Below are 20,817 nucleotides of genomic sequence, written 5' to 3' on the forward strand. Positions count from 1 at the left end.
AGAATAATTTGGATTATAAAATGAGTATCTTCTATCCTCTATTTTTTGCCCTTTCTTGATCTTTATAAATTTAAAAGGCCCTTACAACATTGATTAAGCAGTGTCCTTTTTTATCTTGAGAAAACAGGGAATCCTTTAAGACTCGTCGTATTATTACTGATAAAGAGGTGGTTGAATTGAAACAATTAATTATCAATAATGTTGAATTTAACGTTGAAAATTTCGAAGAAAAGACCATTACACATTCCACTACAGGTGAGCAGCTAAAAAAGATTGGTTTTGCATTTTCGGTTATAGGAAAAAAGAATTATAACTTATATGACTTATTTTTCGAGAGCCCCGATTTTGAACTTACTATTGTTGATACAAATGAGAAACTTAAAATGAAAAATATTTCGCACAGTACTTTTTATCAAGCAGCAGAGATATCAGATGACACAAAAGTCGTATTTAGAATTAAGTTACAACAAGAACTAGCCAAAGAAAAAGAACTTACAAAAGATCAGAAGTCGTTGGTTAATGCCGTAAATGAGGTCGTTTTATCTAGAGTAAGATTTAAAGCGTTAGAAGAAATACTAGAAGAAAAAGGATTAATCAAAGGGAATGAATTATTTGATAAGATTGAAAAAGTAGCTAAAAGAGACTTTGACACGTTAAAAAAAGAAGTACTTTATGGTAAAGAAGAAATAAATAATACATAAGAGTACCCCTACTTTATCAAGGTCCTTATTTATTTTTCCATAAAGATCCTTTTCGTTGGTCTCTCGTAGGCACATAAGGTTGTGGCTATCTTTTGACGAAAGAAACGTACTGTTATGTATACCTCCGTTTGGAGCGTAGGCGTACGTTTCGCTTACCATTTTGATATGTGACGAAGATACGATAGTAAATGGACCTGCAGGCTTGAGCTGATGTGTCTTGAAAGGGGCTCGCACGGTTCTTAGGGGAGGATAGGGCATCGCTGCCTCTAACTTACCCGACTTAATTAAGGGTATATATCGTATTCGGCTAAAAAAACAGAAAAACCTATCTCTTCCCAGTCAAAAGAGGTAGATTTTTTCTGTTGCAGAATTTAGTTGTATGAGTCGATGCTCGGAAACATCTTGATTAGTTTGTTTAAACTATCATTAATTATTCGTTTTATAATCAAAAAAAAGAAACAGATCAAAAAAACTGTTCCTTGTAAAATTCCAATCCAGATTAATACATTACCCTTTCGATTAAGAAATAAAACATAATTATTTTATATAAAACAAACTATTAAATGCAGAAAACAGTTTGTTAGAGAGTCTGTAATAAGAATAAATATATTTTCAGCATGACAAGCCAAGAGCCAAGGGCTTTTTGATTAATCTTTACTGGATAGATATTTGAATATAAGAATCTAGTGCTTGAGCAAGGTTCGACTTAATTCTTATATTTTTCAATGAAAGACCAAGTTGAATGGCTGTTTGGGCAATTTTTGGTCTAATGAATCGTACCATTCTTCGGTTAGTCGTTTAGCATTACTTAGTAAAAAGGTACGTAACTGTTCATTCTGATTCAAATCTATTCTCCTTTCAATTCATTTATCATTTTATAAGACTAATTGATTTAGCGATTAGTCTTATAAAATGATAAATTAGGAAGGATCGTAGAGTCAAATATTCTATATATGTAAGTAGCTGTACAAGAGGATAGTTAAAGTAAAAGTGTATTAGATGAAAGAGATAAAGAATATTGAATAAAAGTTAATGTATTACATGTAAATAAATGGTTTTAAGATTTACATACAATAATAATGTAGACAAATAGCGAATAAGGGACACTTTTTATGTAGTGACCCTTATTCGGATTATAGTTCAACTAATCCAGGTATTTTTTATTAGGAAATGAATAGTTTTATCGTATGAATATTTAATTTTTATCTAGATTTGGCCTTTTATTATTCAAATTCATACGCGATTTTTTAGTGTCTACGAGATGCTTAATTTCTTTAAAGCTTACAAAACGTTTATTTTGTTGATCTAAAAGTCGAAAACGAAGAGACTTCAAGCTTGTGCTTAGTGTAATGGTTGTTGCTTTCTGTAATGGTGGCGTAGACTCATGCGCCTTTTCTAAATTATAGTTTGGAACTCTTGGAGCCAAATGATGTACATGATGGAACCCAATATTACCTGTTACCCATTGTAAAACTTTAGGGAGCTTGTAATAGGAGCTACCATCAACTGCAGCCTTCACGTAATCCCACTCTTTTTCATTTTCAAAGTAGGAATCCTCAAATTGATGCTGTACGTAAAATAGCCAAATTCCAAGTGACCCTGCTACAAAAAGGATGGGAGCTTGAACGAGCAGAAAAGCTTGCCAACCAATACCCCAACATAAAAGTGCATACACTGCAACAATTGAGAAATTGGTCAAATACGTGTTCAAACGTTCCTTTCGCTTCGCGTCTTTTCGATTCAATCGGTTAGAAACGAAGAAAAGATAGATGGGACCTAATCCAAACATAACAATTGGATTACGGTAAACTCGGTAAGCTAACCGGTCCCAGTAGGAAGCTGCAACATATTCATCAACTGTCATGACCCACACATCACCAGTCCCTCGTTTATCTAAGTTGCTGCTCGTAGCATGATGAATCGAGTGGCTTCGTTTCCACTGTTCATACGGAAACATGGTTATAACCCCACTGATTGTACCAAGGATATTATTTGCTTTTCGGCTTTTGAAAAATGATTGATGACAACAATCATGGAAAATAATGAAGATTCGGACGACGAACCCGGCTGTAACAATAGCTAATGGCAGTGTTAGCCAATAAGAAACGGACAAACTTTTATAAGCTAGAAACCAAAGTAGTAAAAACGGTAGGAATGTGTTTATTAATTGCTTTATACTCGATTTCGTATTGGATTTTTCAAAAGGTGCTACATTTTTTCTTAATTCAGTCGTTTTTTGTTTGCTCATGTGTTCCTCCTTACATCTTTACCATATTTAATATACAGCTCTTCTTTACATTTATAGTAGAACATAGTAGCTGGTAACAAAAGATATAAACGTCAAGTAACTAGTATGACAACTGTCATACATGTGTGAATGTATTTTCTTAATAAAAGGAAAAAAGTGTGTGGGAAAAATCAGTTTGATTAAAGCATTAGGATTATTGTAGTCCTAGCTATGTAATGGTGCTTGTAAACCTGTATCTTACCAACAGGTTTTGAGCCACTATTTTTTAAATATATTGCGAATAAAAAACTACCTCCTCTAAATGATGACTAGGGCCGGTAGTTTTTCAGAGCTATGAATGTTCAACTTTTGTTCATTTTGGTATAAAAACTCTTTAACAATTTCATCATATCACGCCCCGATGTTCTAGACAGTTTATCATTATCTTCATGCGTACTCACATACCAGCTGCCCTTGTCATCTTCATTTAATCTATATACCTTACCGTTTCTACTATCTGTATAAAAGTCTCCATCCTTCAGTCTCAAACGATCCCCCCTCTACCACGTATATACCCTGTATTGTACCCAAGATATCCATTTTATAAAAAATTTCATCTACACAAAAACAGCAGGGCTCTTAACACGCTTACTATTTTGTATGTAAGCTACATATGTGGAAAGTCAATTGAATTTATTTACTCCTAGTAGATCTTAAATTAATCTTTTTACAATAGGATTTCACGCTTGAAAGGGTCGTTTTTCCTGTATTTGCTATATTAGGTTTTATATGTTACGATTAAGTTAATTATTTTTGTTCGGTGTAGGATTAAGAGAAGAGAAATCTCTTCCATAGAAATTTTCATCTTAAGATAGTATGGTTGGACAAGGGTAGTAATATAAGTGTGGAGTACTCTACACTAGGAGGCAATATTATGGAACAAGGTACAGTGAAATGGTTTAATGCAGACAAAGGCTTCGGTTTTATCGAAATCGAAGGCGGAGACGATGTATTCGTACATTTCAGCTCTATTCAAAGTGAAGGCTTTAAATCGTTAGACGAAGGTCAAAAAGTAACGTTTGATATCGAACAAGGCCAACGCGGAGCACAAGCTGCTAACGTTCATAAAGTAGCATAATTAAAATGAGTAAAAAAGACTCCACCTGGGAGTCTTTTTTTACTTTTGATTCCATTAGCTAGCAAAAAACGTATTATATCTACTTTTAAAATCTAGATATAATAGAAAAACCAGAGTTTTAAGTCTGGTTTCTAGATAAAACAAACGGTACAAGGTATGGACTAGTTATACCACATATTAGAAATATAAAGCAAATATCGCATGTTTTTTTGGTAAGAAGTTTAATTTTAGTTAAAGAAGTGCCAGAAATTTTTTTAAGTATTTTTCCAAAAGGTAGCCATTCATTATTTTTGATGGGGATTAGGTGACGCATCTAAAAGTCGTTTTTCAGCTCTCATTTTATGGCCACATAAAGGACACTTTTGATGATTTTCATAAGAGAAGTTTTTTCTCATCCAACCCTTACATTCTTCTGACTCACATTCCCAAATCATTGTTTGTTCTTTTGGTAAGGGTTCTTGATCTTTCTTCCTATGGTTATAATACATAACTACATCATCCCTCCTCCTAAGTAGTATACCTTTTAAAAAAGAAATAGTAGGAACCATATCTTTCTAAATTACATTACTCTTTACAGGTACTATAAGAATTTATAAATACACGTAAGCGCGGATAAAATAAGGCATGAGTTCGTCTTGTACAGATATGTTAGAACAAGATATTCGTGGATAGTAACACTGATTTACCATACACAGGAATGAATAAGCAGAATCTCTGGTTAAAGAGTACCTTTCTCATTTCTGAATTAAGTAAGAGAAGGAGCACGAAATAGTTGAAAAATTTTTCTGATTTCCATTTAAGCAAGGACATTGAAAAAGCCATTCATAACTTGGGTTTTGAAGAGGCTACACCGATTCAGGCTGAAGCTATTCCGATAGCTATGACGGGTAAAGATCTAATTGGTCAAGCTCAAACAGGTACTGGCAAGACAACAGCTTTTGGTATCCCCCTTATAGAACGAGTTGAGCTTTCTGAAGAAGCAATTCAGGGGATTGTGCTAGCGCCGACGCGTGAACTGGCGATTCAAGTAGCTGAAGAGTTAAATCGAATTGGACAGGTAAAAGGAGTTAAAACATTACCCATTTATGGGGGGCAGGACATTAATCGTCAAATCAAGGCCCTTAAGAAAAGACCTCATATTATCTCAGCAACTCCTGGACGTCTTATGGACCATATGAAAAGAAGAACCATTCGTTTAAATCATATTCGTACGGCTGTTCTGGATGAAGCAGATGAAATGTTAAACATGGGTTTTATTGAAGATATCCAAACGATTCTTGGTGGCATCTCTTCTCCCCATCAAACTTTACTATTTTCAGCAACCATGTCCAAGCAAGTACAAAGTTTAGCACAGAAATTTATGAACACTCCTGAACTCGTGCAAGTAAAAGCGAAGCAGTTAACGGTAAAGAATATTGAGCAACAGTATGTAGAAATTCCAGAAAATCGAAAGTTTGATGTTCTTTGCAATCTTGTAGATCTTCAATCACCAGACCTAGCTATTGTATTTGGACGTACGAAAAAACGTGTGGATGAACTTGCTGAAGGGCTAAAAAAGCGTGGATATGCAGCAGAGGGTATTCATGGAGATCTTACACAATCAAAACGTGCCGATGTGATTCGTCAATTCAAGGAGCATACCATTGAGATTATGGTTGCAACCGACGTTGCAGCACGAGGACTTGATATTACAGGTGTCAGCCATGTCTACAATTTTGATATTCCTCAGGATCCTGAAAGCTATGTTCATCGTATTGGTCGAACAGGACGGGCAGGTACTAAGGGATTGGCCGTTACATTTATAACTCCGAGAGAACGTCATCACTTAAAAGTGATAGAAGATGTCACGAAAACCAGAATGTCTAGACAATCACCTCCTACTTCTAGTGAGGTAATGGCAGGACATCAGGAAGCAATCATTCACCGCGTTTTGACCGCCATCGATAAGAGTGAGTTTGGTGAATATAAACCTATGGCGGAAAAGTTATTAGAAGAGGTGGATTCTGTTACCTTATTATCAGCTACTTTAAAGCTCCTAACAAAAGAATCGAATATGACTCCTGTCCAATTGACTGAAGTGGCACCACTTCGTAATAAAAAGGCAAGAGCAGAACGTAAGAGAGGTAGAGGTAGAAAAGAGACAGTGGGCCGTAAAAAAAATTATAGAAAATAACCCCTTATTGTTTGAGAACTGTACCCTTTATTAGCAAGTATTGAGATTTATCACACTGTAAGGTGTCAAAAACCACTAATCTTTAATCTTTATGATTGTGAAGAACTAAAAATACCGTACAAAAGAATTCAGCAAAACAAAGAATGTTAGGAGCTTTCAATTATCTCTAAGATAATTGAAAGTGAAAATTTTATTATTTCTAATATCTAATATTAGAGGGATGAGAATATGAGCCAAAATATATTTACTAATGGAGAAGTAGTAGCTATAAGAGTATCCAATGAAGTAGTGATAATCTTAAAAAGTCATTATGTAAAAAACATGAAAAGATACTCTTATACAGTCAACAAATACCCAAATACTTTTTTCTTTGAAGAAGAATTAATGAACTACGAATAACAATTACTACTGAATGAGTTCTGGTAAAAAGGACTTTTAAAATAAAAACAGACTCTGAAGATAGAGTCTGTTTTTTTATTATGTTTTCTTATGCTTTACTTACGTTTGTCGCTTGTGGTCCACGTTGCCCTTGTTCGATATCAAAAGTCACTTCTTGACCTTCATCCAAGGATTTAAAACCGTCACCTTGAATAGCTGAGAAGTGAACAAACACATCTTCTCCACCTTCACGCTCGATAAATCCAAAACCTTTGTCTGCATTAAACCATTTCACTTTACCGTGTTCCATTTTGTTGCCTCCTAGAATATAGAAAATAAACCAGATTATAATTAAACCTAGCTTATTTATTATATTATCCCAATAAAGACATCTTAAACTTAAATTAATTTGATCTTTCTAACGTTCTTTATCATTACCCACTTCACTAAAAGATCATTAGGGTATGATTATATACATCATAATGAGGTTATCATGCAAAAACTTCAAAATATTTATAAGTGACCTTCTAAACATGGAAATGATGGAAGATCGAAAATTAACCGTTGCCCACACAATGCATTATGCATTGTATTCATCAATATGAACCTAAATTAGATGAGAGAGCACAATGGGACCGATCTGTCCAAAAGAAAGGGAAGTTTACTCAAAAAAAATTTGAATAGTGACGTAAAAATAGATTCTATTAGATAGGAATCTATATACCTTTTTCATATAAATGCAACCTACGCGCTAGAATCCGTAAACTTGTTTACAAATAAAAAATGACGCCGTTTTAGGCGCCATTTTTCATTGAATGGGGAGGACACACCCTATGCACGGGCGGTACTATTAACACATCGTCTTGATTTGATAATACCCAGTGTTCAAATTTAATAAACCTTTGCTGATGACGATTTATGCAGAATATCTGCATGGAGGTAAGTCTACACATAATCTGGATTTTTGCGTGTAAATAAATAACAAAAAAAACAAAGTTAAATTGGCTTTTTGTACACCTCACCTATGGTTTATGTCATTTAAAAGAGATTATTTTTTCTCATATTCTAAAGGCAAGGGGGAGAAATCATTATTTGTAACTAATTATTTAAAAACTAAATTCCTATGCTCTCTCTCTCTTCTAATAAATCCCTAATCTCTTTACATAAATGAATTCCCATATTCAATAATTCGATTTCTTGTGACATCCGATTTGCTCCCTCTTGAATAAGTTTATAAAAAATTTTACGTAAAATGAAAAAAGTCTTTGAAATGGGACAATAATTATCTTTGTGAAAGGATTTGATTGAAGAAGCAGAGTATATATGCAGAAATAAAGGCAAATGGGTGTTTAATTTATAAACTTATATTACTTTATAAAAATCAAAACAAGGCACCTTTTCTATCCATTGTAGATACACGAGGTTATTTAACAGCCTTTAATTCCTTCCCTGCTTTAAAGGAAGCAATTTTTGAAGCAGGAATCTGCATTGTTTCACCTGTTTGAGGGTTTCGACCTGTTCGTGCTGCACGTTCTCGTACTTCAAATGTACCAAAGCCAATTAGTTGGATTTTTTCTTCTTTGGCAAGTTCGGCAGCAATTGTTTCAAATACTACATTCACAGCTTTTGTAGCGTCTTTCTGTGTTAGACCTGCTTTTGTTGCAACGGCACTTATCAAACACCTCATTTCATTTGTTTAAGCAAGTATATTAGGAGAATAACCTAGCTTTTATGCACTTGCTCTCTTATAAGATTAGATAAAAGTAGGTAAATACCCTTTGATTAATATACAATATATAACAAGTTCTTTAATACAGTTAATTCTCTACAGCTATAATAAACGCATGTCCCACAGAAACTTAAAATAAAAAGAACTCAATTAGTTGGGGAGTTTATTGGAGCTTCTTCTCTTAGAGCCACAGGTAATCAATATTAAAACAACAAGGACCTTTACTTTGGGGTCTTCTTTTACTGATAATTCACATTACGTAAAATCATTTATAATAAATTGTACTTAATAAAAAAGAATCCTTTGCTGATAGGCAAAGGATTTTCAAATTTATCGGAATAGGGGGGAATACGTTATTAGTTTGGACAGTTTTATAGATTAATATACAGAAGAGATTAAAGAATTATATTTTTTATTTTAAAATTCATTATTGCCAATAACCCGTTTTTGCTAAATGGAGAGACTTTCTCTTTCAAGAAATACACAGATGTAATCAAGTAAATATTAAACATTTCATTATTTACACTTAACCCAGGCAAAAATGAACTTTTACTTCTTATCCTATACGAATCTACCTTCTATTTCCCTTCTAAGAGATTGTTATATATATAACAAATAAACAATAAATCTATAAGTATTTAATTTTAATGCGTTTTAAATAGCGTAAATTAAATCTAAAATAAAAAACTAATTTATTTTATATAAAACAGTAAATTAATAAACTTACTTATAAAAATCATAGTTTTAACCTTTACTCTTAATAACGACAAATACAACGTTTTTCTACAATATAAGTAATGATTAAATTATTTTCATCTAAAATATTTTATTATTTACTCTTATGAATAATGTAACAACAAATATTATTTGGGTTTGAAAATAAAAAGTATTAATGGTTTATTTAATAAGTTATTTTGAAATTATCTAACGTTTATTATTTTTATTTTGATGTTCGTTTTAATAGGGATGCGTTCTTTAAGGCATAAAAGTAGAATTTATCTTTGACTCTTTTACTCAATAATTCCTTTACAATTTAATTTTCTAAATATTTGAGACAAGTTAACTGAAAAAGGTTAAATTATCCATATCCATCTTATATACTAAAAATGAACCTATACACAATAAGAAGGAGGAAGAAATCCTATGATAAGCGTAAAAAAAGGTGCTTTTACTCATTATGGAATAAGAATGGACGTTTTTAAACCTGAGGAAATAATTAGCTCCAACCATATGCAGTCTAGAGGATACCTTACTTGTCCTTATTGTGGCGATATCGAAATCGCTCATGAATGCCAAGAAGGAAAATCAAGGTTTGTGGTTGCTGCTAATAAAGATCATACTCATGATTACCTCTATAAAGAGTCATAAAAAATTAATCGCTCTAAAAGGATAAATCTTTTTAGAGCGATTAATTTTACTTACACAAAAGTCTCTTCAAAATTGTATAGAAGAAACTCATCAAAAAAGTAGCCTTTGCTCAACCGGAGCAAAGGCTTGTTAAAATTCAGGCGATTGGGAAATATGTTATTATTTTAAACTAAATTAAAAATCCATATACATATTTTTCTATATTATATGAGTGGGGATTTTGCAATGGATGACTCATTATCCAGTTTGGATGGACTTCATTTCGTCACAGAGCAAATCTCAGTATAAATATCTAGGAAAAAACCGAAATTCGTCTTCCTTTACCTAACCTTATTAAGTGACAAGTGTGTAGAAACTATGATATGTTAGCATCTCTACATATCATCTAAAAATAAGAGAATGAGGTATTTGAATATGAATAAAACTGAACTGGTAAATGCAGTTGTAACAAAATCAGAGCTAACAAAACAAGATTCAAAAAAAGCTGTAGACGCGTTATTTGAAACGATTTCTAATACACTAGCAAAAGAAGAAAAAATTCAACTACTTGGATTTGGCACATTTGAAGTACGTGAACGTGCAGAACGCACAGGCCGTAATCCTCAAACAGGCGAAGAAATGACGATTCCGGCTTCAAAAGTTCCAGCCTTCAAGCCAGGAAAAGAATTAAAAGAAGCTGTAAAATAAACATCCAGTATAAAAATAAACCCTCTAGAGATTTGTCTCCAGAGGGTTTTTATTATTCTTACTATGACAATTAAAACTAACTTTATCAAAAGGAAAATAAATTAGTTATTCGATGAAAAGTATACAACTAAATTAGTTTAGCCCGTACTCTTTGATCTTATTATAAAGAGTTCCTCTAGATATCCCCAGTAAATTAGCTGCCGCACTTTTATTTCCATAGGTTTCATGCAAAGCATCTTTAATCATTAATAACTCTTCTTTTTCCTGAAGTGATGTTTCATTTTGTTTCCTGAGATCATTATTACTAAAAAAATAGTGATTAGTTATATTATTAGGAAGATGATTACTTTTGATAATGTTTCCATCATTAAGAAGAATAAATCGTTCCACGACATTTCGAAGCTCTTGGACGTTTCCTGGCCAATTGTAATTAACTAATATATTCATAACCTCTGAACTAATTTCTGGATTTTTTTTCTTATATTTAGAACTAAATTCTTGTACAAACTGTTGAACCAATTTAACAATATCCTCTGTTCTTTTTCGTAAAGGAGGGATATCAATAGTTATTACAGTTAAATGATAATATAGATTTTCGTTAAACTCTCCTTTGCTTGCCATTGTTTCTAATGCCTGTGAAGTAGAGGCTATAACACGTGTATTTGTAGGGAGTGTCACCAATTCAGCTTCACCCACCCGATAAAATGAGTGATCCTCTAAATATTTTAAGAATTTTTCTTGAATATCTAGTGGCATTTTATCGATTTCTTCAATAAACAGCGTTCCATTACATGCTTGTTCGACTTTTCCAACTTGTTTAATCTTATTATCAGCTGTAAAAGCTCCTTCTTGATACCCGAATAATTCAATCTCTAAAAGAGTGGGAGGAATAACAGAACAATTAATAGATACAAAAGGTCCATTGCGCTTTGAGCCTTCATAATGGATAGCTTGAGCTAACATCTCTTTTCCTGAACCGGATTCACCAGTTACCAGGACTGGAATGTCTGCATAGGCGACTTTTTGTGCGACCTTTAATGCTTGCTGAATTTCTGCGTTAACTCCAATAATAGAAGAGAAAGGTTTTTGTTGATGAATAAGTAATGATGATGATGAATCAAGTTCCTCATTTAATCGAACAATTTGAGTAATATCATGCTCAGTCGCAATACCTCCAATAATTTTATTATCTTTTATAATGGGAGAAGCATTTATTAATACATGGTTATCATTGTTAGGACGATGATAAGCCCCACGAACTGGACGTCCTTCATTTAAAATACGATGTAATATAATAGAATCTGATTGAAAATGTTCGCCAATCTTTTGACCAAGAATATTTTCACGTTTAATCTTATATGTCCCCTCAGCTGCAGTATTCCAACAAATAACGTTTCCCTCTTGATCTACAGCTGTAACTGCATCATTAATGGTTTCTGCTAATGTAGAAAACGAGGCCCAAGCCTCTTTATTTTTTAAAACCAGTTGCTGAATCCATTGGTTAGCAGTCAGTATCCCCATAACGTCTTCTTTTTCATAATCTTTAACTAGAATAGGTCGGCTCCAATCTAGTTGTGACGCGTAAAGTTCAGTTATTGTGTGAATAGGAGAAGGAATCCATTTTACCTTCTCAATCCATTTACCTACAGGCATTGAATCATTATCTATAGGTATAAGGTTGCACTCATTATTTGCAATAATGTGGTGTGTTCTCCCTGACACTACAACAAATTTATAATCTACAAAACTTTGTTTTATATCTATTAAAGGTGTATATGGGTTAACTACAATAAAAGAATTATCTAAGTCAATTGGGCCTAATTTGAACATAATAAAATCTCCCCATTACTAATTTTGTCCAATTTATTACTACTTAAAGAATGCATCATATATTTAAAATCCTATTTCATTGCTAAATGGTTTTTTCTTTTTATTCAAAGAAAAACCCTTCAAATATAATATATCATCAACTTAAGCAAAGTAGAGATTATACTATATTTGAAGGGGAGAAAATCATTCCTTATGAAGTGCCTTAAAGCTGCATTTCCTTATTATTTCTATCAATATATATAACATTATGTTAGAGACCGTTAACAAAATAACCTTTGTATAAAAGGATTTTTATACTGATTACATAACCTTTATAGCAAGAATATTGTCATATAGTCTTTATTTTTCCCTTTATAAAATAGCACATTATACTATAATGTACTTCCTACAATTTATAATAGTAAACGTTGTTTCAATGAATGTTTTCTGTAGAAGGGGAGAAACTCACCAATTATTTAGAAAAGAATCCTTTAAGCGCAAAAGCTACATTTTGTGGCCTTTCTGCTAAGCGACGCATAAAATAACCAAACCAATCATTACCGAACGGAATATATACACGCATTGTATATCCTTCTTTAGCTAAACTTAGTTGCATGTCTGTCCTGAATCCATATAACATTTGAAATTCAAATTGATCACGTGGAATATGATGTTTTTGGGCAAAGTCTTTTACTTTAGCAATGATATGATGATCATGAGATGCAATTGCCGTATAGCTCCCACTCAACAAATGCTCTTCGATAATTCTCATATAATTTTTATCTACCTCTTCTTTTTCTTGAAAAGCTACAGAAGGAGATTCTTGATAAGCCCCTTTTACTAAGCGTAGGGGAATCCCTTTTAATTCTTTCACATCCTGTTCAGCTCGAAATAGATAGGCCTGAATTACTGTTCCCACATTATCATACGTTTGACGTAATTCTCTCAGGATATCTAATGTGATTTGACAATGTGCGTGATCTTCCATGTCAATTCGTACAAAATTGTTATATTTTGTGGCTGTCTCAAGAATTCGTCTCATATTTTCCATACAAAAACTTGGATCAATATCTAGACCGAGTTGAGTCATTTTAACCGATAAATTACTATTGACTCCAGCTCTACCCATAGCTTCTAATGTTCGTACATTATATTGTGTTGCCTCTATCGCTTCTTCTCTACTTAAAACGAATTCCCCTAGATGATCTAGTGTACAAATCAACCCTTTTTCGTTTAACTCTTGAACTTTTTTAATGGCACTCTCAATCGTATCCCCTGCCACAACTTGCGCAGCTCCGAATCGAAGACCCCATTTTTTTGCAGCCTTATTTAACACCTTGTTTTGGGAAGCGTGAAGAAAAACGTTTTTTGAAACCTCTGCCAACATGAATATTTCCCCCTAAATATATGCACCCTTGTTATCATTTTTTAAATGGGGCAGCTAAAAAAAGTTGCCCCATCTTTTTTTTAAAGTGTTTCGCTCGTTGTTTTTGCCTGCATGTGTAGAATCAAATAATCAGGACCCCCTGCTTTTGAATCTGTTCCAGACATGTTGAACCCACCAAATGGATGATACCCAACAATTGCCCCAGTACAACCACGGTTGAAATAAAGGTTTCCTACATGGAACTCTTCTTTTGCTCGTTCAATATGATCAGGAGTGTTAGAAAGTAATGCACCTGTTAATCCGTAATCTGTGTTATTTGCTATTTCCATCATATGATCAAAATCACGAGCTTTACAGAAAGCTACAACTGGTCCAAAGATTTCTTCTTGCATTAAGCGTGCTTTTTCGTCGATATCTGCGAAGATGGTTGGTTGAATAAAATATCCTTTTGAGTCGTCTGCTTCTCCACCAGCCATTAATCTGCCTTCCTCTTTGCCAATTTCGATATATTTTGTGATTTTATTATAAGAAGCTTGATCAATAACAGGCCCCATATACGTATCCACATCTGTTGGGTCACCCATCGTTAATGTTTTTGTTAATGTAACTGCTTTTTCAAGTACTTCCTCATATACATCTTGATGTACTACTGCACGGGAACCAGCTGAACATTTCTGTCCTGAGAATCCAAATGCAGAATATACAATGGAGGATGCTGCTACATCTAAATCTGCATCTTTATCGACAACGACCGTGTCTTTTCCACCCATTTCAGCAATAACACGTTTTAACCAAATCTGACCTGGTTGTACTTTTGCAGCGCGTTCGTAAATACGACAACCTACTTCACGGGAGCCAGTAAAGGAAACAAAACGTGTTTTAGGATGGTCAACAAGATAATCACCGATCTCTGCGCCACTACCAGGAACATAGTTAAGAACACCTTCAGTAAGTCCTGCTTCCTTCATTACTTCCACAAATTTTGCTGCAATGACTGGTGTATTGTTTGCTGGTTTTAAAAGAATAGTGTTTCCAGCTACAATCGCAGCAGCAGCTGTGCCTGCCATAATAGCTAATGGGAAGTTAAATGGTGAAATAATGACACCTACACCAAGTGGGATGTAATTAAATTTATTTACTTCTCCTTCACGGCTTTGTACTGGCGCTCCATCTTTTAACTGCACCATTTGACGAGCGTAGAATTCAAGAAAATCAATAGCTTCTGCTGTATCTGCATCAGCTTCTTTCCATGGCTTACCAGCTTCTTTAACTAGGTACCCTGAGAATTCATGTTTACGACGACGGATGATATCTGCTGCACGGAACAAAATGTCTGCACGTACTTCTGGGTCTTCTTTTTTCCACGTATTGAATGTAGAAAGTGCTACTTGCATAGCCTTCTCAGCTAATTCTTGATCTGCTTTAGAAACTCGGCCAATCACTTCTTCTTTATTGGCTGGGTTAATGGATACAATTTTTTCAGTCGTTGTAATAGCTTCTCCCCCAATAACAAGTGGATAATCTTTTCCTAGTTCTGCTTGAACAACTTCTAATGCTTTTTTAAATTCATTGTTATTTTCTTCAAGTGTAAAATCTGTGAATGGCTCATGCTTATATTCTTTAATACCCTTGTTAGTTGTTGTAATCATATTATTCGCCCCTTTTAATTATTAGAAAATTTTAAACATAATTAATATTCAAACTTGGTATGACATATTATAATCATATTCTTACATTTTTGTACACTACTTTTTTAACAAAATTGTTCAAATAAATAAAAAAAATAATATAAATTAAACAATTTTGTCGATTTGATTAAGTTATTTTATAACACTTTAATTCTCTTCTGAAATACAGGGTCATATATCCGGTCATATTTTTTTGAATATATTTATCTTATTGAGAAGGAGAATGAGAGGTATTCATTGTTTATAATGTAACCAAGCCTCGGACCTGTTACTAACAGCTTACTTAGAAGAAGAAGCACAACAACATTTTAAGCTAAGAAATAAGTTTTCAAGGAATCGATAAAGTGTATATCAATCTTTATTGCGTTGAAACTCAAGTTATTTGCATGTAAGAAAGCCTAACAACATAGTTTCCTTTTTATAAAACCCTTAATATAATTAGACTGCAATATAAACAAAAATGTTTAGTTATATTTTCGTTTCACGAAAATTATAGACAAAAATGTACAAAATAAACTATCATATAATTCTAAAAGTTATTATTTTATAGAATATTTTTATTTCTTTGTAGGATATATTTTTTTAATTAGATAAAGGAAATTAAGGAGGTGTGTAAAATTATTTGCTCCTAGGCTTCATATTTTGAAAAGGTTTTCATTATCTATATGTCTTTGTTTAATAGAGTTGAATTTCCTTAATTACTTTTTATAAAGGAGGATTAAAAAAATGAACCATCAACAACCTGAATTAAAGAAAGAATTAAAAATTAGGCATATTACAATGATTTCTCTCGGAGGAATTATTGGTGCTGGATTATTTGTTGGAAGTGGATCGTTAATTAACGCGGCAGGTCCCGGATCTATCTTCTCATATGCTTTTGCAGGATTACTTGTCATTTTAGTAATGCGAATGCTAGGAGAAATGTCCACTGCTAATCCATCCAGTGGTTCTTTTGCCACCTATGCTCGGGAAGCACTCGGTCCATGGGCTGGTTATACCATTGGCTGGTTATACTGGTTTTTCTGGGTTATTGTCATTGCAGTTGAAGCGATAGCAGGTTCAACAATTATTCAATATTGGTTTCCTTCTTTACCTTCGTGGTCTGTCAGCCTGATCCTTACTTTTTTATTAACCCTAACCAATCTATATTCCGTTAAGTCGTTTGGCGAGTTTGAGTATTGGTTTTCTTTGATTAAAGTGGTGAGTCTTGGGCTCTTTTTAATTCTCGGGGGAGCTATTATATGTGGCTTCATACCAGGAATAGAATCACCTGGTACTTCAAACCTTTTACATAGAGGCGGGTTCCTTCCTAATGGAATAAGTTCTGTCTTTTTAGGAGTGGCTATCGTTATGTTCTCATTTATGGGAACCGAAATTGTAGCTACAGCTGCTGGAGAATCATCTCATCCAGAGAAAGCTATTACAATTGCAACAAACACAGTTATTTATCGTATTTTAATTTTCTATCTTGGCTCGATTTTGGTACTTGTGACAGTTCTGCCATGGGATTCTTCTAGTTTGATGAAAAGTCCTTTTGTATCAATCCTAGAGCTTGTCAATATACCAGCTGCAGCCCAAATAATGAATTTTATCGTGTTAACAGCAGTGCTTTCTTGCTTAAATTCAGGTCTTTACACAAGTTCACGTATGTTATTTTCGATGGCTCAAAAAGGCGATGCCCCTCGTATGTTTTTAAAGGTAAATAAAAAGGGCATTCCATTTAATGCAATCATAGGTTGCACAGCTATTTCTTACATCAGCGTTGGGTTCAATTATCTTTCTCCAGATAAGATCTTTTTGTTTTTAGTCAATGCCTCTGGAGGAGTAGCGCTTCTTGTTTATCTAGTAATCGCCTTTTCGCAATTGCGCATGCGAAAAAAATATGAAAAAGAGCAGCCTGAAGCAATCAAAATAAGAATGTGGCTATTTCCTTACTTAACATATGGCACGATTATTGCCATAACTAGTATTTTTATTGCAATGGTATTTATTGATTCTTTACGTACACAGTTCTTTTTAACACTACTCATTGCTATATTTGTGGTTGGTTCTTTCTTTGTCATAAAGAAGAGAAAAACAAATGATTTATTATCAACGAAAAAAGAAGAAAATATTTCTTAATAAAGGAAAATTAGATGAAAAAGAGGTGATATTTTTATGTGGGTAATCACCGTCTATTCAAATTCAAACAATATTACAATGCTTGAATTTGAGGCCGAAATGGAAGCAAGAGAAGTTTATAAAAATACTTCTGGATGTAAAGTTCTTACAGAGGTTGTTTATTTCAATGATACTAATGTATCTTTAGTTACAATTTAATAGTTCCCATTGTTCATAAGAAACGTAAAATAAAATGAAGTGATAAATCGTCTAGACTATTACTCTAAAAATTAGATGAAAAAGATTTCCTAAAAGCATGTAGAAGAGTTTCTCATAAGTACCGATAAGACCCCTTCTTGAGAATAAATATTTATTAACTACCGAGTAAGCGTAATTTTTATATGTACGCTATCTAATATGGAAAGGTGAATTCTATTGAAAGAAAGAGAGCTTCAAGAAGTAACCCAACATCTAGATAGGTTATTTAAGGATTTAATAAATGGCGATATTACAGAAGGGGAATTTAACAATTTATCCAATGAATTTTATAAAAGACAAACCAGACTTAGATATGAGATTGAAATTGAAAATGGTTCATATTACAGGGAGTATTTTAAATCTTAAGGTCTAAAAAAGGATAAAAAGATGCATATCCAATAAAAAATCTTCTGAGAACCCTTATAATAAGGGTTCTTTTTTGTGATGTGTACCGGAAAATAGTCTTATGTAAACTAGATTTGCATGCAGTATACATTTTTCCTCTTTGGCTAATAGGATGGATTAGTTAAAAATAAACTCCAAGTATTTCCTGAATATTTAAGAGCTATTATCTGTTAGGATATCATTATGCTACCAGTGAATATTCTGGAAAAGAGGATAAAATATGAAAAAAGATTATATTTTTGGCGTTATTGTCATGTTAGTTGTTTTGAAATTAACTGACAATTTATATATATTGGACAATTGGTTTATTACGCATTTAGTTAGGTTGATACTTGGTTTTGTAGTATTGTTTATTGCTTCTATGATTTTAAAAAAGGTTTTTCAAAAAGGAAAATAAGTTTATTTACAATAAAAAATTCTCCCTCTTAAACTAACAGGGTAAGTTAGTTTAAGAAATGAACGAAAGGAAGCTTGTTTGTGTTAGTGTTCTTTGGAGGTCTTCTCTTTTTAATAGGTTTGGTTTCTCTTATATCCTTATTAGTTTACGCGTACAAAGAGTTTAAAAAAGATGAAACTAAAACATCCAAAAAAGTATTTTTTTTAATTCTAGGAATACTTGATATCTTGTTTGGTACAGAAAGCTTAGGTGGATTTGTTTTATTATTATCAATTTGGGCTATCCTTGTTGGTTTTTTGCTTATAACGAGTTAGTTTACTAACGGATCAGGTTGATTAAATAAAAATATCTCTTTAAAGTAACGGGTGCTTTAGTTAAAGAAAGACAACTAAAAAATTCGCATCGAGAGCGCAACCTAAGTACAAAGAAAGCCCCAAGAATCCACGGATTTCTAGGGCTTTTTTTGTTTTTTCGATAATCAAATTTATGTAAACTTACATATCGTATTCATAGTCTAACTATATGACATAACGTATAAAAAGGTGAATTACTTTTTATACGTTCAACAAGGTTTATTTTATAGAATAAATTGTCACTTTAGGAGTTATTTTGCACCTTTTTCAAGCGATATTTTGCACTATAAATAAATATAAAAAGTCCAATTTCTCAATATTAAAATTAAGAAATTGGACTTTTATCCTCACTTCGGAATAGTGCTCTATAGTGGAATAACTGTAAAGCTAATAAAACTTTTTAAAAGCTGCGTTTCCCTGCCCAAGCTCCTTGCATTTTACTAAGGAATACAATTTGCCCAATATGATATGCGTCGTGCATTACTAAACTCTTCAGTTCAAGCACTAATGGATTGTCATCAGGAATCGGTCTATACAAATCTTCTAGTTTTGATTTTGCTAGTATTTTTTCAAGTTCACGATGAACAGAAAAGTATTCTTGTTTTGTTTCCTTCCAATTTTGAACCGTCTCAGTTGGTAATCGATATGTAGCGTCATTATTTTCTGCCTTTGGTTCATTTGCTGTTTCACCTAGAAAGCGTAACAGAATTCTCTTTTCATAGAAAAGTAAATGACAAACTAATTCCCAAATGGAATGTGCCCCTTCAACTGGTTTCCAAATTGCCTGTTCCAAAGTAATATTCTCTAGTACTTTTTCAAGTGGTGGAAACCAGTCTTCTTTATCTAAGCAGCTTGCCCATTGTTGTAACAAAAGTGTCCTTACATCCATTTTCTATTCCCTCCAATCTTATCCCTTTTAATAGATAATCCCTTTGGTCAATATTCATTTGAGGCATGTTGTTCTGGCATAACTTACAATTTCGAGATGAACCATCTGATTACCTCCCTTACCCAATTGCTGAGCAACGTTAAAAAAGCACACATTTTATTATTTGTTCCAAAACTCGTACCTTTTGGGACAATTTTATTTTTTAGGGCAACTAAATTTTTTTATAAAACTCTTGAGCTAGAGCGTGCTCTAGGTATTATACTTAGAAACATCTTAAGAATAGAAAGGGTTGATCAGACATGTTAAATGTTGAAGAGAAGGTAGTTATTTTAACTGGAGCATCAAGTGGAATCGGTGAAGCAACTGCTAAAGTACTTGCTAATAAAGGAGCTAAAGTTGTACTATCAGCAAGACGCGAGGAAAGATTACAAAAACTCAAGTCAGAAATTGAAAAACAAGGTGGTACAGTTGAATATAAAGTAACGGATGTTGCTTCTCAACAAGAAGTAGAAGAACTTGCAAGCTTTACCTTAGATACCTTTGGGAAAATTGATGTTTTGGTCAACAATGCTGGTTTCATGCCACTTTCTTATTTATATGAAAAAAGAGTGACAGAATGGGAACAAATGATTGATGTAAATATTAAAGGCGTCCTTTATGGAATTGCTGCAGTTCTTCCTTATATGAGAACAAGAAAGCAAGGACATATTATTAATGTTTCTTCTGTGGCAGGGCACATAGCTTTTCCATCAAGTGCTGTATATTCAGGTACAAAATTTGCTGTAAGGGCTATTACTGAAGGGTTAAGGCAAGAAGAAGTAGAAAATAATGTTCGTACAACAATTATTTCACCTGGAGCAGTAGATACAGAATTGGTCAATTACATTTCTAATCAAGAAATTAAAAAAGGTATTGAAGAACAAATTATGGAATTTGGACTTCCTGCAGAGGCTATCGCTAATTCGATTTTATATGCAATTTCTCAACCAGATAATATAGCTGTCAATGAAATAATTGTAAGACCAACTAAACAAGAAATATAATAAAAAGGATATTGATATTTGTGGCTCACTTTTTTGTAAGTGGGCCTTTAATTGCAAGAAATTTAATAGTTAATTGACTCTATACTG

Annotated in this window: 19 protein-coding genes and 1 pseudogene; 10 read left to right on the forward strand and 10 right to left on the reverse strand. The window is 33.1% G+C overall.

Annotation, left to right across the window (positions count from 1 at the left end; all coding sequences use genetic code 11):
- The first annotated feature begins 176 nt into the window (after window positions 1–176).
- The gene (locus POF52_RS25470) at window positions 177–701 is read left to right on the forward strand and encodes a hypothetical protein (RefSeq protein ID WP_271996048.1); all 525 of its coding nucleotides are present in this window, start codon (window positions 177–179) and stop codon (window positions 699–701) included.
- Window positions 702–1,355: 654 nt separating this feature from the next.
- On the opposite strand, the pseudogene POF52_RS25475 reads toward POF52_RS25470, so the two are convergent.
- From POF52_RS25475 to POF52_RS25485, 3 genes and pseudogenes are all read right to left on the reverse strand, one after another.
- Window positions 1,356–1,472 (reverse strand): annotated as a pseudogene (locus POF52_RS25475) (RsbT co-antagonist protein RsbRB); the annotation flags it as partial.
- 424 nt (window positions 1,473–1,896) lie between these two features.
- Complete coding sequence (locus tag POF52_RS25480; RefSeq protein ID WP_271996051.1) at window positions 1,897–2,949, reverse strand: fatty acid desaturase; 1,053 nt, start codon at window positions 2,947–2,949, stop codon at window positions 1,897–1,899.
- Window positions 2,950–3,290: 341 nt separating this feature from the next.
- A complete protein-coding gene (locus tag POF52_RS25485; protein WP_034652964.1) occupies window positions 3,291–3,476 on the reverse strand; it encodes a hypothetical protein in 186 nt (61 codons plus the stop codon).
- A gap of 386 nt (window positions 3,477–3,862) precedes the next feature.
- On the opposite strand from POF52_RS25485, the gene POF52_RS25490 reads away from it, so the two are divergent.
- On the forward strand, window positions 3,863–4,066 hold the full coding sequence (locus POF52_RS25490) for a cold-shock protein (RefSeq protein ID WP_047934552.1): 204 nt from the start codon (window positions 3,863–3,865) through the stop codon (window positions 4,064–4,066).
- 284 nt (window positions 4,067–4,350) lie between these two features.
- Here POF52_RS25490 and POF52_RS25495 read toward each other — a convergent pair whose 3' ends face one another.
- Complete coding sequence (locus tag POF52_RS25495) at window positions 4,351–4,554, reverse strand: cold-inducible protein YdjO-related protein (RefSeq protein ID WP_095380013.1); 204 nt, start codon at window positions 4,552–4,554, stop codon at window positions 4,351–4,353.
- Window positions 4,555–4,838: 284 nt separating this feature from the next.
- Between POF52_RS25495 and POF52_RS25500 the strand changes: the two genes are divergently transcribed.
- Window positions 4,839–6,239 carry a DEAD/DEAH box helicase gene (locus tag POF52_RS25500; RefSeq protein WP_271996059.1) on the forward strand — a complete coding sequence of 467 codons (1,401 nt, stop codon included), beginning with the start codon at window positions 4,839–4,841 and terminating at the stop codon, window positions 6,237–6,239.
- 487 nt (window positions 6,240–6,726) lie between these two features.
- Here POF52_RS25500 and POF52_RS25505 read toward each other — a convergent pair whose 3' ends face one another.
- Window positions 6,727–6,927 (reverse strand): cold-shock protein, encoded by a 201-nt coding sequence (locus POF52_RS25505; protein WP_074684454.1) that lies wholly within the window; start codon window positions 6,925–6,927, stop codon window positions 6,727–6,729.
- A 1,113-nt stretch (window positions 6,928–8,040) separates the two neighbouring features.
- Complete coding sequence (locus POF52_RS25510; protein WP_271996064.1) at window positions 8,041–8,295, reverse strand: HU family DNA-binding protein; 255 nt, start codon at window positions 8,293–8,295, stop codon at window positions 8,041–8,043.
- A gap of 1,194 nt (window positions 8,296–9,489) precedes the next feature.
- Here POF52_RS25510 and POF52_RS25515 point away from each other — a divergent pair.
- Window positions 9,490–9,714: a hypothetical protein gene (locus POF52_RS25515; protein ID WP_271996067.1), complete on the forward strand. Its 225-nt coding sequence runs from the start codon at window positions 9,490–9,492 to the stop codon at window positions 9,712–9,714.
- Between the two features lie 414 nt (window positions 9,715–10,128).
- Window positions 10,129–10,401: an HU family DNA-binding protein gene (locus POF52_RS25520; protein WP_271996070.1), complete on the forward strand. Its 273-nt coding sequence runs from the start codon at window positions 10,129–10,131 to the stop codon at window positions 10,399–10,401.
- 132 nt (window positions 10,402–10,533) lie between these two features.
- Here POF52_RS25520 and POF52_RS25525 read toward each other — a convergent pair whose 3' ends face one another.
- The 3 genes from POF52_RS25525 to pruA all read right to left on the reverse strand — a co-directional run bounded on the left by POF52_RS25525 (window position 10,534) and on the right by pruA (window position 15,246).
- Window positions 10,534–12,231, reverse strand: a complete 1,698-nt coding sequence (locus POF52_RS25525) for a sigma-54 interaction domain-containing protein (protein ID WP_271996073.1) — start codon at window positions 12,229–12,231, stop codon at window positions 10,534–10,536.
- Between the two features lie 451 nt (window positions 12,232–12,682).
- Complete coding sequence (locus tag POF52_RS25530; RefSeq protein WP_271996075.1) at window positions 12,683–13,597, reverse strand: proline dehydrogenase; 915 nt, start codon at window positions 13,595–13,597, stop codon at window positions 12,683–12,685.
- Between the two features lie 80 nt (window positions 13,598–13,677).
- The gene (pruA, locus tag POF52_RS25535; protein ID WP_271996077.1) at window positions 13,678–15,246 is read right to left on the reverse strand and encodes an L-glutamate gamma-semialdehyde dehydrogenase; all 1,569 of its coding nucleotides are present in this window, start codon (window positions 15,244–15,246) and stop codon (window positions 13,678–13,680) included.
- A 765-nt stretch (window positions 15,247–16,011) separates the two neighbouring features.
- On the opposite strand from pruA, the gene POF52_RS25540 reads away from it, so the two are divergent.
- From POF52_RS25540 to POF52_RS25555, 4 genes are all read left to right on the forward strand, one after another.
- The gene (locus tag POF52_RS25540) at window positions 16,012–17,406 is read left to right on the forward strand and encodes an amino acid permease (RefSeq protein WP_271996079.1); all 1,395 of its coding nucleotides are present in this window, start codon (window positions 16,012–16,014) and stop codon (window positions 17,404–17,406) included.
- Window positions 17,407–17,442: 36 nt separating this feature from the next.
- A complete protein-coding gene (locus POF52_RS25545; RefSeq protein WP_271996082.1) occupies window positions 17,443–17,604 on the forward strand; it encodes a hypothetical protein in 162 nt (53 codons plus the stop codon).
- A gap of 216 nt (window positions 17,605–17,820) precedes the next feature.
- Window positions 17,821–18,009, forward strand: coding sequence for a hypothetical protein (locus POF52_RS25550; protein WP_271996085.1), 189 nt, complete (start codon window positions 17,821–17,823; stop codon window positions 18,007–18,009).
- A gap of 259 nt (window positions 18,010–18,268) precedes the next feature.
- Window positions 18,269–18,445 (forward strand): hypothetical protein, encoded by a 177-nt coding sequence (locus POF52_RS25555; RefSeq protein WP_271996087.1) that lies wholly within the window; start codon window positions 18,269–18,271, stop codon window positions 18,443–18,445.
- 753 nt (window positions 18,446–19,198) lie between these two features.
- Here the strand turns inward: POF52_RS25555 and POF52_RS25560 are convergent.
- A complete protein-coding gene (locus tag POF52_RS25560) occupies window positions 19,199–19,687 on the reverse strand; it encodes a DinB family protein (RefSeq protein ID WP_164798563.1) in 489 nt (162 codons plus the stop codon).
- A 299-nt stretch (window positions 19,688–19,986) separates the two neighbouring features.
- On the opposite strand from POF52_RS25560, the gene POF52_RS25565 reads away from it, so the two are divergent.
- Window positions 19,987–20,730, forward strand: coding sequence for an SDR family oxidoreductase (locus POF52_RS25565; RefSeq protein ID WP_164798564.1), 744 nt, complete (start codon window positions 19,987–19,989; stop codon window positions 20,728–20,730).
- Window positions 20,731–20,817 lie beyond the last annotated feature (87 nt).

Source organism: Priestia sp. AB, from assembly GCF_028369225.1.
Taxonomy (GTDB): Bacteria; Bacillota; Bacilli; order Bacillales; family Bacillaceae_H; genus Priestia; species Priestia megaterium.